The organism is Curtobacterium sp. VKM Ac-1376 (assembly GCF_015351025.1).
Taxonomy (GTDB): Bacteria; Actinomycetota; Actinomycetes; order Actinomycetales; family Microbacteriaceae; genus Curtobacterium.
Genome location: NZ_JADKRV010000001.1, coordinates 1 through 13368 on the forward strand (window position 1 = coordinate 1; position 13368 = coordinate 13368).

The 13368-nt window shown below is 70.7% G+C and carries 12 protein-coding genes; 3 read left to right on the top strand and 9 right to left on the bottom strand.

Features of this window, described 5'->3' with window-relative positions; genetic code table 11:
- Window positions 1-593: 593 nt before the first annotated feature.
- From ITJ56_RS00005 to ITJ56_RS00035, 7 genes are all read right to left on the bottom strand, one after another.
- Window positions 594-1490, bottom strand: coding sequence for an ROK family protein (locus tag ITJ56_RS00005; RefSeq protein ID WP_194626219.1), 897 nt, complete (start codon window positions 1488-1490; stop codon window positions 594-596).
- 20 nt (window positions 1491-1510) lie between these two features.
- Window positions 1511-2560 carry an SIS domain-containing protein gene (locus ITJ56_RS00010; RefSeq protein WP_194626221.1) on the bottom strand — a complete coding sequence of 350 codons (1050 nt, stop codon included), beginning with the start codon at window positions 2558-2560 and terminating at the stop codon, window positions 1511-1513.
- A gap of 41 nt (window positions 2561-2601) precedes the next feature.
- On the bottom strand, window positions 2602-3375 hold the full coding sequence (locus tag ITJ56_RS00015; protein WP_194626223.1) for a DeoR/GlpR family DNA-binding transcription regulator: 774 nt from the start codon (window positions 3373-3375) through the stop codon (window positions 2602-2604).
- Between the two features lie 41 nt (window positions 3376-3416).
- On the bottom strand, window positions 3417-4829 hold the full coding sequence (locus ITJ56_RS00020; RefSeq protein WP_194626225.1) for a sugar porter family MFS transporter: 1413 nt from the start codon (window positions 4827-4829) through the stop codon (window positions 3417-3419).
- Between the two features lie 543 nt (window positions 4830-5372).
- A complete protein-coding gene (locus ITJ56_RS00025) occupies window positions 5373-6467 on the bottom strand; it encodes a fatty acid desaturase family protein (RefSeq protein ID WP_194626227.1) in 1095 nt (364 codons plus the stop codon).
- A 132-nt stretch (window positions 6468-6599) separates the two neighbouring features.
- Entirely contained in the window at window positions 6600-7436 is an 837-nt protein-coding gene (locus ITJ56_RS00030; RefSeq protein ID WP_194626229.1) for a GNAT family N-acetyltransferase, read from the bottom strand.
- 56 nt (window positions 7437-7492) lie between these two features.
- Complete coding sequence (locus tag ITJ56_RS00035) at window positions 7493-7825, bottom strand: hypothetical protein (RefSeq protein WP_194626231.1); 333 nt, start codon at window positions 7823-7825, stop codon at window positions 7493-7495.
- 66 nt (window positions 7826-7891) lie between these two features.
- Between ITJ56_RS00035 and ITJ56_RS00040 the strand changes: the two genes are divergently transcribed.
- The 3 genes from ITJ56_RS00040 to ITJ56_RS00050 all read left to right on the top strand — a co-directional run bounded on the left by ITJ56_RS00040 (window position 7892) and on the right by ITJ56_RS00050 (window position 9980).
- Complete coding sequence (locus tag ITJ56_RS00040; protein ID WP_194626233.1) at window positions 7892-8821, top strand: serine hydrolase domain-containing protein; 930 nt, start codon at window positions 7892-7894, stop codon at window positions 8819-8821.
- Window positions 8822-8878: 57 nt separating this feature from the next.
- Entirely contained in the window at window positions 8879-9589 is a 711-nt protein-coding gene (gene mtnN, locus ITJ56_RS00045) for a 5'-methylthioadenosine/S-adenosylhomocysteine nucleosidase (RefSeq protein ID WP_194626235.1), read from the top strand.
- A gap of 235 nt (window positions 9590-9824) precedes the next feature.
- On the top strand, window positions 9825-9980 hold the full coding sequence (locus tag ITJ56_RS00050; RefSeq protein ID WP_155896774.1) for a hypothetical protein: 156 nt from the start codon (window positions 9825-9827) through the stop codon (window positions 9978-9980).
- An 86-nt stretch (window positions 9981-10066) separates the two neighbouring features.
- Here ITJ56_RS00050 and ITJ56_RS00055 read toward each other — a convergent pair whose 3' ends face one another.
- Together ITJ56_RS00055 and ITJ56_RS00060 are read right to left on the bottom strand one after the other, a co-directional pair.
- On the bottom strand, window positions 10067-12490 hold the full coding sequence (locus ITJ56_RS00055) for an excinuclease ABC subunit UvrA (protein WP_194626237.1): 2424 nt from the start codon (window positions 12488-12490) through the stop codon (window positions 10067-10069).
- Window positions 12491-12586: 96 nt separating this feature from the next.
- Complete coding sequence (locus ITJ56_RS00060) at window positions 12587-13267, bottom strand: hypothetical protein (protein ID WP_194626240.1); 681 nt, start codon at window positions 13265-13267, stop codon at window positions 12587-12589.
- Window positions 13268-13368: the final 101 nt, after the last annotated feature.

A 13368-nucleotide genomic window follows, 5' to 3' on the forward strand; every position in this document is an offset into this window, starting at 1 on the left:
CGTGCGCGTGAGTTCGCAGCTGATCAGGACACCCCGGCCGGCGCGGGACACCCCTGTCGAGCCGTCAGCGATGTGCGCGCGCGTGGCACTCGCCTTTCCCGCGCCGGGGAGCTGTGTGGTCGGGGTGCCGGTGCCAGCCCGTCCCCGGCGCGCTTCCGCCCACTTCGCTGCTCGCGCACCGAGGGACGCAGCGGCGGGAGTGCCGAGGTCCGGGCCGGACTCGGACAGCGGCGTGGCCTGGGCCGGACCTGTCGGCCGGGGATCATCGGTGAACTGCTCGCGGAGATGCTTCTTGAACGCGGAGGCGCGAAGCCGTCTCGCAGCCTCGGGTCAGGCTGCTCCCGGACCGTACTGCCGGACAGTCGCCGGACACGATGGTTCCTCAGTGACTTTGCGGTAATCAGCAACGCCGATTCCTCGTTCGCGCCGGCGCAGCCGACGTTCGCTCCGACGTCGGCTCCCGCCGAGTGAACTCGCACCCGGTCGGCGCTTCCTCGAGAACGCGTCCACTCCACGACCGGCATCCCTCCGCGTGCTCGATCGATGACGCATACCGGCGGGGCGCGGTGCCCCGCTCTCGTCGACGGCGGCTACTACGCGGTCGCGGTGATGGCGAGGGCAGCGCCGATCGCGCCGGCATTGTCGCCGAGGGTCGCCTCGCGCAGTTCGACGTCGATGCGGTAGTCCTGGGACCGGTCGAGCTGGCGGAGGACGTCCTCGCGGATGAGCGGCAGGCTGACAGCCGCGCTCCCCCCGATGACCGTCACTCGTGGCTGCCACAGCGTGTGCAGGGCGGCAAGACCTCGTCCGACCGCAACGGCGTAGTCCTGGAAGACCGCACGAATCCGTTCGTCGTCCGCCGCCCTGGTGATCCCGGCCGCGATGAGCTGCCGGCCGATGGTCGCGCCGCCCATTGCCTCGCTGAGCTTCTGTTGGAGCGTCGAGCGTGACGCCGCCTGTTCGAAACACCCGGTGAGACCGCAGTAGCAGCGCTGCGGGTCGCTCGTGATCGGGATGTGTCCGCCTTCCGGATGCGCTCCGTCCGCCCCGCGGACCGGGCGTCCGTCGACCAGCATCGCGACGCCCACACCGGTTCCGAGCGTCACCATGAGGAGACGGTCGGACTGCTCGCCCGCACCCGCGCGGTGCTCGCCGAACGCGGCGGCGACCGCGTCGTTGTCGATGCTCACGGGGACACCGATGCGGTTCCGGAGCTGGCCGGCGACGGGGAAGCCGGTGAACCACGGCAGGGTCGCCTGGTTGTGGATGACCCCCGCATCGACGTCCACCGGTCCGCTCGCCCCGATGCCGACTGCGGCGAGTTCCGTCCCGACCGGCACGACGCTCTCGACGAGGCGGGCGAGCCGTTCCACGCGCTCGGTCTCCGACCCGGCACCGAGTTCTCTGGTCGGGACGTCGACGGCGATTGCGACCTCGTCCCCCACCATCCCGATCGCGCGCGAGCCGGTCCCACCGAGGTCGATGCCCACGCGACAGGTGCTCCCGGCGTTCACAGGGCTGCCGTCACCTTCTGGCCGAACCGGAAGCGACCGGCCACCTCGCCCGTCGCCTTCGCGAAGGCGAGGGTGAGGAGCTGCGTGCGGACCGATCCCACTGCGAGGCGGGCGAGCGCGCTGTCCCGGCTCGGGGTGGACAGCAGCCCGGTGCCGTCGTACGCACGAGGGCCGATCGTCAGGACGGTTGCTCCCGATCGTGTCAGGTCACGGGCGAGTCCGGGCAGGAAGGGGTCGTCCTGCCCGCCCGGGCCGAACAGCACCGCCGTCAGTCCAGGGCCCGCGAGCTCGTAGGGACCGTGACGGAACGCGCCGCCGACGAACCCCTCCACCGGGACCTTCGCCGATTCCTTGGTGATGAGTGCGCCGGTGAGCGCGGTCGCGGCGTCGTCCGCGATGCCGATGTACGCGAAGCGCGCGCGTGGGGCGTTCCAGGCCTGCTCGGCGAAGCCGTCCGCTTCCGGCCATGCGGTGAGGAGGTCCGCGACCTCGTCCGCGATCTGACGGACGTCCTCCTCGACGGCTGCCACGTCGCCGCCGGTCAGCAGCGCGAGGACGCGGTGCTGCGCCGCCAGCGTGTTGAGGTAGCTCTTCGTGCTGACCGTGGCCTCCGGACCGCTGTGGAGTTCGAGGACGATGTCGGCCATGCCGGCGAGCGGACTCGTGGTGTCGTCGGTGGTGGCGATCGTCAGCGCCGGCCTGCAGGAGCCGGTGAGGCGGTCGGCGAGGGCTGCGACCTCGCCGCTCCGGCCGGACTGGGACGTCGCCCACACGACCGAGCGGTTGGTGACGCGCTCGGGCACGTCGAGGAGCTGCCCGGCGTCGATCCGGACGACCGGGAGGCCCGCTGCGGCGAGCGCCCGCTCGATCGGGATCGTCGCGTAGTCCGACGACCCCATGCCGGTGAGGATGATCCGGTCGTGGTCGCGGAGGTCGACGTCGCGGAGTGCCGCGGGCAGTGGAGCCTCGGCCTGCCGGCGGAGCGCTGCGGGCTGCTCCTTGATGTCGTCGATGTAGGAAGAGGTCTCGGCGGTGCCGTTGGACATGATGGTTCCCTCGTTGGTTCTGGGACGGGTGGGGTGGGTCGTCAGCGTGCGACAGGGACGCAACGGAGCGTCGCGCCGTACGCCCCGCGGTCCTCGAGCGGGACGCCGTCGTCGGTGATCACGGCGTCCAGGTCGTCGAGCGTGCAGACCGTCGCGAGCGATCGCCGCCCGAACTTCGAGCTGTCCGCGACGACTGCTGCATTCTGTGCTGCCGCGAGCATGGCCCGCTTGAGCGGGATCTCCACGACGTTGATGTTCGTGATGCCGGCCTCGGGCTCGACGCCTTCGGCACCGAGGAAGGCCCAGTCGACGTGCATGCTCTCGACCGCCTGGGTGGCGATCGGTCCGACCAGCGTGAACACCGTGTCGAGCAGCAGTCCGCCCGTGACGTGCACCTGGTGCACACCCTGGCTGCGGAGGCACAGCGCGACCATGAGGTCGTTGGTGACGACCGTGAGTCCTCGGTGGTCAGAGAGCGCAGCCGCTACCTGGTGGGCGGTGGACCCGTTGTCGATGAGGACGGTCTGGCCGTCCTCGACCAGCGCCGCCGCGGCCTCACCGATCGCGGTCTTCTCGGCGAGGTGTTGGGAGCGCCGGACCTCCCACGGGGTGTCGATCGTGTCGGCAGGGTCAGCGGGGAGCGCCCCACCGTGCATCCGACGGATCAGACCGGCTCGCTCGAGGCGCTCCATGTCCCGGCGGATGGTCGAGGAGTCCACGTGCAGCGCGGAGGAGAGATCCACCGCGCGGACGTACCCGCTGCCGCGCACCTGGTCGAGGATCGCCTGGCGGCGCTCGGCCGGTGTCTGCGGCATCGACGACCCCCAGGAGAATGGTGCAGGTGCTTCGATCGTAGTCATGCGTCGACGCGGATCTCACCGTCGGTGACGGCTCGGGGGGATCCGGTGCGGAAGTGCTCCTCGAGCTCCTCCAGGGTCTTCCCCTTCGTTTCGGGCATCCTGAGGCAGAAGAAGACGAACACCAGGCAGACGACGGCGAAGATCGAGAGCGTTGCCGGTGCTCCGAAGGAGTCGAGCAGCGGCAGCGAGAACACCCCGATGACCAGGTTCGTGGCGAAGATCACGAAGGTGGCCGCGGCTGTCGCCTTGGCGCGGACGTGCAGCGGGAAGATCTCCGAGATCACCACGTAGGCGACGAGGCCGGGGCTCACCGCGTAGACCACGATGTACAGCGCGAGGCAGATCAACGAGAGCGCAGCCGTACTGCCGTTGACGGGGAACGCGAGCAGGATCGCGAGTGCGCCGAGCGAGACGGTCATGCCGACCGCGCCCACGAGCAACATCGGCCGGCGACCGACGCGGTCGACCAGTGCCATGCCAACTCCGGTGAAGACGACGTTGACCACGCCGAGCCCGACGGTTGCGAGGAGCGAGGCGGATGCCCCCATGCCGATGGACTGCAGGATCTGCGGGGCGAAGTAGACGATGAGGTTGATGCCGCAGGCGTTCGCGAAGAACGCAACGAGGATGCCGACGACGACCATCGGACGGACCCACCCGCGGAACATGTCCCGCCACTGCCCGCGGTGCGTCGATGCGTCCTCGCGGTTGATCGCTTCGATCTCGTCGATCTCGTGGGAGACGTCGTCTCGGCCGCGGATCCGGCGCAGGACGCGGAGTGCGTCGTCGTGCCGTCCCTGCACGACGAGCCATCGTGGTGACTCCGGGATGAGCAGGACGCCGAGGGCGAGCAGGATCCCGGGCACCGCGGCGAGACCGAGCGACCAGCGCCATGCCTCGGTGGACGCCAGTGAGGCGTTCACGCCGTAACCGACGAGGATCCCGAGCGTGGTGAGCAACTGGAACCCGGCAACGAGTGCGCCGCGGACCCGCGACGGGGCGAGTTCTGCGATGTAGACGGGCACCAGGACGGACGCTGCGCCGACGCCGAGTCCGACCACCACCCGGCCCAGCATGAGGAGTGACAGGTCCGGGGCGATTGCGGAGACCAGGGCACCGAGGCTGAACAGGACTCCGGAGAGCAGGAGCGTCCATCGTCGTCCGAAGCGGTCGGCCATCGGGCCGCCCGCGAGCGCGCCGATCGCCCCACCGAGCGTCGAGCCGCTCACGACGGCACCCTGGAGGAAGCTGCCGAGGTGGAGATCGCTGGCGACGAACCCGCCAGCACCGCCGGAGACGCCGATGTCGTAGCCGAAGATGAGTCCGCCGAGGGTGCTGACCGCGATGGCAACGTACACGTAGCCGGTCATGCGGTCGCGGGTGCGCGGCACCGCAGTGGTTCTTGTCATGTGAGGTCGTCCTTGCCCGTTCACGTGTGTGGGAGAGAGTGGGTACCCCCGGAGAGCTCCTGATGGGGTGGCGGTGCTCACACAGTTTCAGTGCACGGAAATGCGCAGACAAGGGGTGAACCGTGCACGTATCCGTGCACGCTTCTGCAACACATCGGAAACCGCGAACGGCCTAAGATCCCGCCGTTCCACCGCGGAGTTCGGTGCTGGACGTGCGCGTCAGCGAGGCGAGGCGAGGCGCCCCTGCACAACGTGAAGGCCCGTCAGATCGCCGGTGCCGCAGCCTCGAAGTCTTGCCACCACTGTGCGTCCGCTGAAGAGCTGACTGGCGCTGGTAGGTGCCTCTCAACGGGGCAACCCCAACCCGCGCTGAGCTCATCGGTCAGTTTGTCTTCCTCGCCCGATGTGCCGCCAGGGAGGCAGCCGTGGCAGCGAGCAACTCGGGAGGCCCGTCCCACCCTGGGCTGACCCGGCGCGTCCGGCGCGCGGCCGGGTCCACGATGCGACCAAGGTGGGACCCACGCTCGCCTGCAGCGCACCCTGCTACCGGATGCGCCGTTCCGCCACGAGGGGGCAGTCGAACGGGTCCCGTGCGGCGAGTCCGACGCGGTTGAGGTACGTCACGACGATCCGGTACGAGTTGATCAGCGTGGTCTCCGTGTACGGGACATCGTGTTCGGCGCAGTAGTCCCGGACCATCCGGCGAGCGGCAGCGAGGTGCGGTCGGGGCATGTTCGGGAACAGGTGGTGCTCGATCTGGTAGTTCAGTCCACCCATGAAGTGCGCCATGAACCAGCCGCCCCGGATGTTGCGGGACGTGAGGACCTGACGGCTGAAGAAGTCGACCTTCTGGTCGTGGGGGATCATCGGCATGCCCTTGTGGTTCGGCGCGAACGAAGCACCCATGTACAGGCCGAAGACGGCGAGCTGCACGCCGAGGAACGCGAACGCCATCCCGACGGGCAGGAACCAGAACACCACGCCGAGGTAGACGCAGAAGCGGAGTAGGAACAGCGCCGCCTCGATGCGGCGTCCCCGGATCTCCTTCACGTTGGCGAGGACCCTCGCGGACTGCCAGTGCAGGTTGGCGCCTTCGAGGAGCAGCAGCGGGAAGAACGCGTACCCCTGGACACGGACGAGCACGCGGAGGAACCCGCGGCGCTTCGCAGCGTCTTCCTCCCGGAACGAGAGTGCGTCGAAGGACACGTCCGGGTCCTTCCCGACCGTGTTCGGGTTGCCGTGGTGCCGGGTGTGCTTGTTCATCCACCACGAGTAGCTCACCCCGGCCAGGAACGTCCCGGCGTACTGGGCGGTGCGGTCGTTCCACCGGTTCGAGGCGAACACCTGGCGGTGGGCTGCCTCGTGGGACAGGAACGCGAACTGGGTGAACAGCACGCCCAGCACGCCGGCGACGATCAGCTGCCACCACGACTCGCCGAGGAACACGAACGCGGTCCACGCGAGCCCGAGGGTCACGATGAGCACGGAGAAGACCGACCAGTAGTAGCCGGTGCGGCGTTCCAGCAGGCCACGCGCCTTCACCTGCTTCAGCAGACCCGAGTACCTCGAGGTGCCACTGTGCGATCCGGCCGGGGCGGGCCGGGTGCGCGTGTACCCGATCGGTGTGGTCTCCGTCATGGTCTTTCCGTCCCTCCCGCAGCGTCCACTGCGCGCCGTTCCTGGTGACTCACACAGAACCACAGGAAGGTGAGAACGGCGGCAGGTCGGCGCAGCGGACTCTACCGGGGAATGGGACCGATCGCGCGCTGGTCAGAGCACGCGTGGGGCTACGGCGACGCGTCTCGACCGCAGGAGGCGGTCCGGCGAGTGCACCAGCGACAGGGCAGCGGCCCGCGCTCCGTGGGGCAGGGGTGAGGAGACGACGCTGGTGTACGGCTTCTCGGTCGCGCCGAGCGACTTCTTGAACCTGCTGATGCCCTCGTCGACGTGGCCCACCAGGTCGACGGCGGTGTGACCTCGGTCGAGCGACCATCGGAGGAGGTCGTGGTAGAGGACGGTGCTCGGGTTGGCGGAGCGGTACGCCCGGAGCGTCCCGCCGGCCCATCCGGTGACGACGGGTTGGTTCGCCAACGCCACGATGACGCCGGCGGGTTCTCCTGCCACGAGCGCCGTGGCAGCGTAGACGTCGTCGCGACCGGATGCCCAGCGTTCGACTCGTTCGCCGACCCCGCCAGGGTAGGGCGACGGCACCCCACGGCTCGAGTAGGACTCGTCGAGGACCTGCGGGAGGAGCGTGGCGACCTCTCCGGGAACCGCCGGCCTGACCTCCACCCCGTTGCGCTGAGCAGCTCGGAGCGCCTGCCGTGCGCCTCGCTTCATCGAGGGCACGAGCGTCTCGGGCGTGGCGTCGGTCAGGTCGACGACGTCCGTCCGGTCAGTCGTCCACTCAACTCCCGCGCTCGTCAGCGCGGCGGAGGCGTCCCCGAGCCCCGGTCCGACGTCGAAGCGGGCGACCGGTACGGCATGGCGGACCTGCCACCACCGGAAGTCGCGCAACGTCGGGACGAGGAGCTCGTCCGACACGAGCGGCCCGACGAAGGGGAACGGCAGCGGTGCGGCTCCCCGTGCGAGACCGGACCGGAGCACGACCGGTCAACCGCAGTGCGGCCAGCCTGTCCGCCATCAGGACGGTGTCGGGTCCGTCAGCCCGTCGGCGTCGAGTACAGCACCGCGAGCACCGCCACCAGCCCGACGACCACGATGCCGAGGTCGAGGACGGCAAGCGTGACGAGTCGCGCGCGCTGCGGCCGCACCGCGTTCCGGAGCACGACCATCGCGGTGAACAGGACGACGACGAGCACCAGCGCCGGCCAGCCGATCCCGGGCGCACGGATCGCCATGAGCACCATCACCGCCGCGACGATCACGGTCGTGACGCCGCCCCACACGAGCCAGTTCGAGCCGGATGCGGTGCGGAGTGCCGGCTGGTCGCCGACGCGGGTGGGATCTGGGCGGCGGGGCTGTTCGTCGGACACGACCGGGACGGTACGCGTCGGGTCCTGCTCATGCCGCAAGGTCCGGGTCCCACGAGAGGATGGGGTGTGCACACCGCGACGACCATCCTCGACGCCGTCGTCCGACACGTCGACGCGACCGGCTTCCACGCGCACGGCGTCCACGTCCGGACAGGTGCCAGCAGTACCGACGGCACGGACACCGCCGAGCACCACTGGACCACCGACGTCCGTCGCGAGGTCCACTCGGCGGCCAAGGGCGTCTGCGTGCTCGCCACCGGCATCGCCGCCGACGACGGCCTGGTCGACGTCGACGAACCGATCGCGTTGTACCTGCCGGACGGCGATCTCGTGCTCGGCGACGGGGTGGACGGCGTCACGCTCCGGCACCTGCTCACCATGACGAGCGGCATCGACATGCCCTGGTCGGCGACGGAGCTGACGGACTGGCCGGACCTGGCGGCGGAGTTCCTCCGGCGGCCCTCGCGCGGTCGCGTGTTCCAGTACGCGAACGCCAGCACCTACACGGCGATGCGCGTGCTGGAGACCCGGATCGGCGACGTCGGCGCGTTCGTGTCGGAGCGGCTGTTCGCACCGCTCGGCATCGAGGGCGTGGACTGGCAGCGCTGCCCGAACGGCCACGTCGTCGCTGGCGAGGGGATCGCCCTGCGGACCGAGGAACTCGCCCGGATCGGGCGCCTGATCCGCGACCGCGGGGTGGTCGACGGGCAGCGGGTCGTCAGCTCGCGGTGGTGCGACGCGATGCACACCGACTGGGTGCAGCGCGAGGGCAGCGGGCCCGGCTACGAGCGGTACGCGATGGCCGGGTGGGGTGGCCCGGGGCGGCTCTGGCGGCTGCACGGCGCGTACGGCCAGATGCTGCTGTTCGACGAGGCCGGTGCCGGCACCGACCAAGGCGGCACCGTCGTCACGATCACCGCCGACGACCACTTCGGTGCCGACGCGCTCGCCGCCTTCGTCGCCGACGAGCTGGCCCGGCGACACCCCCTCCGGTAGCGCCGCCGACGACCTGACCTGCACGCCCGCGCGTCCCCAGCGTGCGAGGATCGATCAGTGCAGCAGCAAGCGCCCGTCGCGATCATCATCGCGGCCATGAGCGAAGAGGTCTCGGCCTTCGCCGACCTGTTCGGTGGGGTCCCGATCCTCGACGGCCCCGTCGGCGGACACGACCCGCACCGGCTTCTCGACATCGGTGGCGCAACGGTCGCCGTCCGCCGCAGCGGCATCGGGTTCACCAACGCGACGGCCGCCGTCGCGCACGGCTTCCACGACTTCGGACCGGGCATCCCGGTGATCAGCGTGGGGACCGCCGGCGGACTCATGCACGGCGTCGAGATCGGCGACGTGGTCGTCGGGGACCGGTACGTCAACCTCAACGCCGACGCCACGGCGTTCGGCTACGCCCTGGGCCAGGTGCCCGGGATGCCGACCGGGTACGCCCCGGACGCCGGCCTGGTGGACCTCGCGATGGGTACGGACGCGGGGTACCGGATGCGATCGGCGACGATCGGGTCGAGCGAGGTCTTCGTCACCGAGGGCCGCGCTCGCACACTCCGGGTCGCGTTCCCCGAGGTGGCGGCGGTCGACATGGAGTCAGCCGCCATCGCGCAGTTCGCCCACGTGCACGACATGCCGTTCGTGTCGGTCCGGTGCATCAGCGACCTCTGCGCGCCGGACGGTGCGGAGTTCCGCGAGCACCTGGACGGCGCGGCCGCGCGCGCCGCGCGCGTGGTGCACGACGTGGTCCTCGGCCTGCGTTCCTGAGTCCAGCCGTTCGTCGGTCTGGAGGCGCGGGTCGCCGCCGCCGGTCCGCCGACGGTGATCCGGGCCTCCCGTCCGACTGCCGTCGTCGTCCGACGGCCCCCTGCCGTCCCGGAATTGCGTTCCACGGACGTTCTCCGACCTTCTGGGACGAATCGCGTACCCGACGCCGAGTCGCTCGCTAGCCTCCCTTTCGGGGGGTCACGGAACCACGGCCAGTCACACAGGGAGATCAGCCATGAGCGCCTACACCAGCGACGAGAACGTCGAACCTGCACGCATCACCACCTTCAAGCGCGTCCGCAAGCAGTGGCGTCGGACGGGTGAGGTCGGCTACACCCACAGCGGGAGCGACTTCTTCCGTGACGACGCCCCGGAAGCTGTCCAGCGGTAACCAGCGGTAACCAGCGGCAGTCAGGAAGTGCCCGCCAGGAACGGTCCTGGCGGGCACTCGCGCGTCCGGGTCCGTCCTGCGCCCGGTCAGCGTCCGAGCTGTTCCCGCAGGTACGGCGCGGTCCGGCTGGTCTCCGATGCCGCCACCTCGGCCGGTGTGCCGGACGCGACCACGCGGCCACCGTCGCCGCCGCCGGAGGGCCCCATGTCGATGACGTGGTCGGCGCTGGCGACGACGTCCATCGCGTGCTCGACCACGACGACGGTGTTGCCGGCGTCGGTCAGGCGGGCGAGCTGGGCGGTCAGGAGCTCGACGTCGGCCGGGTGCAGACCCGTGGTCGGCTCGTCGAGCAGGTAGAGCGTGTGGCCGGTGCGTGCCCGCTGCAGTTCGGTGGCGAGCTTGATGCGCTGGGCTTCGCCCCCGGACAGCTCCGGCGCCGGCTGGCCGAGCCGCAGGTAGCCGAGGCCGACTTCGCGCAGGGTCTCGAGCCCGCGTCCGGCGGTCGGCAGGGATACCAGGAACGGTGCGGCTTCGTCGACGGTCATGCCGAGGACGTCCGCGATCGAGGCGCCGTTCCACCGCACCTCGAGCGTCTCGGCGGTGTACCGCGAGCCGTGGCACTCGGGGCACGGGGCCCAGCTGCCGGGCAGGAAGAGGAGCTCCACGGACACGGACCCCTCGCCCTGGCAGACCTCGCACCGGCCCCCGGCGACGTTGAACGAGAACCGTCCGGCGGTCCAGCCGCGGGTCTTCGCGTCGTCGGTCTGGGCGAAGGCGGCCCGCACGGCGTCGAACAGGCCGGTGTAGGTCGCGAGGTTCGAGCGCGGGGTGCGGCCGATCGGTTTCTGGTCGACCTGCACGACACGGTCGATCAGGGGGTGGGACGTCGCGACCCCGGGCAGCACGCCGCCGACGAGCGATGACTTGCCGGAGCCGCTGACGCCGGTGACCGCGGTGAGGACGCCGAGGGGCAGGTCCACGTTCAGCCCGCGGAGGTTGTGCAGGGTGAGGTCGCGGAGCTCGAGCGTGCCCATCGGGGTGCGCACGGAGCGGTCGGTCGTCGGCTGTCGGGGCTCGAGGAACCGCCGCGTGACGGACGCTTCGACCTCGGCGAGCCCGGCGACCGGTCCGCTGTACAGCACGGTGCCGCCGCCGGTGCCCGCACGCGGGCCGACGTCGACGATCCAGTCGGCGCGGCGCACGATGCTCATGTCGTGCTCGACGACGAAGACGCTGTTGCCGCCCGCGCGCAGGTCGTCCAGGACGTCGAGCAGGGACTCGGCGTCGGCGGGGTGGAGTCCGGCGCTCGGTTCGTCGAGGACGTAGACGACCCCGAACAGCCCGGAGCGCAGCTGCGTCGCGATCCGCAGCCGCTGGGTCTCGCCGGGGGAGAGCGTCGGGGTGGCGCGGTCGAGCGCGAGGTAGCCGAGGCCCAGACCGACGAGGACCTCGACGCGGGTGAGCAGGTCGCGGGAGATCGCCACGGCGACCTCGGTGTGCTCGCCGGACGATGCTCGCGACGTCGCCGCTGCCGCGTCGGTGATCGCCGCGATCGGGCGCAGGACGTCGGCCAGGCCGGTCAGCGGCAGGGCGTTCAGCTCGGCGATCGAGTTGCCGCCGATCGTGACGGCGAGGGCGGCTCGGGTCAGGCCGGTGCCGCCGCACAGCCCGCACGGGCCGGACTCGACGAACTGCAGCACCTTCTTCCGCTGCGTCTCGCTCTGCGAGTCGGCCAAGGTGTGCAGCACGAACTGACGCGCGCTCCAGAAGCGTCCCTTGTACGGCTTCGCGACGCGGTCCCGCTTCGGGTGCACCTGCACGACGGGCTGCTCCTCGGTGAACAGCAACCAGTCGCGGTCCGCACGCGGGAGCTCGCGCCAGGGCCGGTCGATGTCGTAGCCGAGCACGGCGGTGACGTCGCGCAGGTTCTTGCCCTGCCACGCACCGGGCCAGGCGGTGATCGCGCCGTCGCGGATGCTCAGCGACGGGTCGTGCACGGCCGATGCCTCGGTGACCTCGCGCGCGGTCCCGATGCCGTGGCACCGGGGGCAGGCGCCGGCGACGGTGTTCGGCGAGAAGGAGTCCGACTCGAGCCGGTCGGCGCCGGACGGGTAGGTGCCGGCACGCGAGTAGAGCATGCGCATCGAGTTCGACAGCGTGGTCATGGTGCCGACGGTGGAACGGGAGCTCGGGGCGCCGCGACGCTGTTGCAGGGCGACGGCGGGCGGCAGCCCGGTGATCGAGTCGACGTGCGGGGTGGACCCCTGCGCGATCAGCCGCCGCGCGTACGGGGCGACGGACTCGAGGAACCGGCGCTGGGCCTCGGCGAAGACGGTGCCGAACGCGAGCGAGGACTTGCCGGAGCCGGAGACGCCCGTGAAGGCGACGATCCGGTCGCGGGGGATGTCCACGTCGACGGCGCGCAGGTTGTTCTCGCGGGCACCGCGGACGCGGATGAAGTCGTCCGGCCCCGGGCGGTCGTCGGGAGCGGTCGGGCGAGGAGTGGGCATTCGCCCGATCGTAGGCGCGGCCACTGGGAGGACGGGTGCGCGCGACAGCGCCCCGTCGTGGTCGACGGGGCGCTGTTCGTGGCAGTGCGGCGGGTGTTACTTGATCTGTGCGGTGATGGTGGCGGTGCCGACGAGGAGGCCGCGCTTGACGGCGTCGGTGCCGAAGGTCTTGTTCAGCAGGCCGGCTGCGTCCTCGCTGATGTGGACGGTGGTGCCGGTGAGGATCGCGTTGTCGCCCTCGAGCTGGAGGGGCTTGAGGGAGCCACCGTGCAGCTCGAACAGGAACGCGTTGGCCGCGGCGACCTTGCCGTTGACGAGGACGTCGCCGTACAGCTTCGACGAGCCCGGGTTCACGACGAAGTTCTCCAACGTGACGGTGGTGTCGCCGGCCTTGAGGGTCAGACCCGAGTCGTCGTGGTTCAGCAGCCCCTGCACGTAGGGGCGGTAGTCGCCGTCGGGCGACCAGTAGGTGACCGACCCGGCGGTGATCGGGAACGACACCGACCCGTCTTCCAGGGTCGCGTCGCCGGAGACGCCGGGGGTGAGCTTCAGGGCGGTGAGGGCGTCGGTGAAGCCGGAGTCGAGCTGCACGGCGGTGGAGCCGCCGAGGACCTCGGGGACCGAGGCGACGGGGGCGGGGATGTCCGACGAGGACGACGACACCGTGTGCACGTTCGGGGTGGCGGCCTGGGCGGAGGAGATCCCGAACGCGGCGCCACCGAGGACGAGGGCGCCGGTCGTGGCGAGGGTGATGGAGGTCTTGAGGCTCTTGCGCATCGTGATCAGTCCTTTGCTGTCGTCGCGCTCGGCGCGGCTGCTGTGTGCGCGCCGAACACACCCTGGAGGAGGGTGGAGAACCAGCGTGGTGCGGCTGGTGA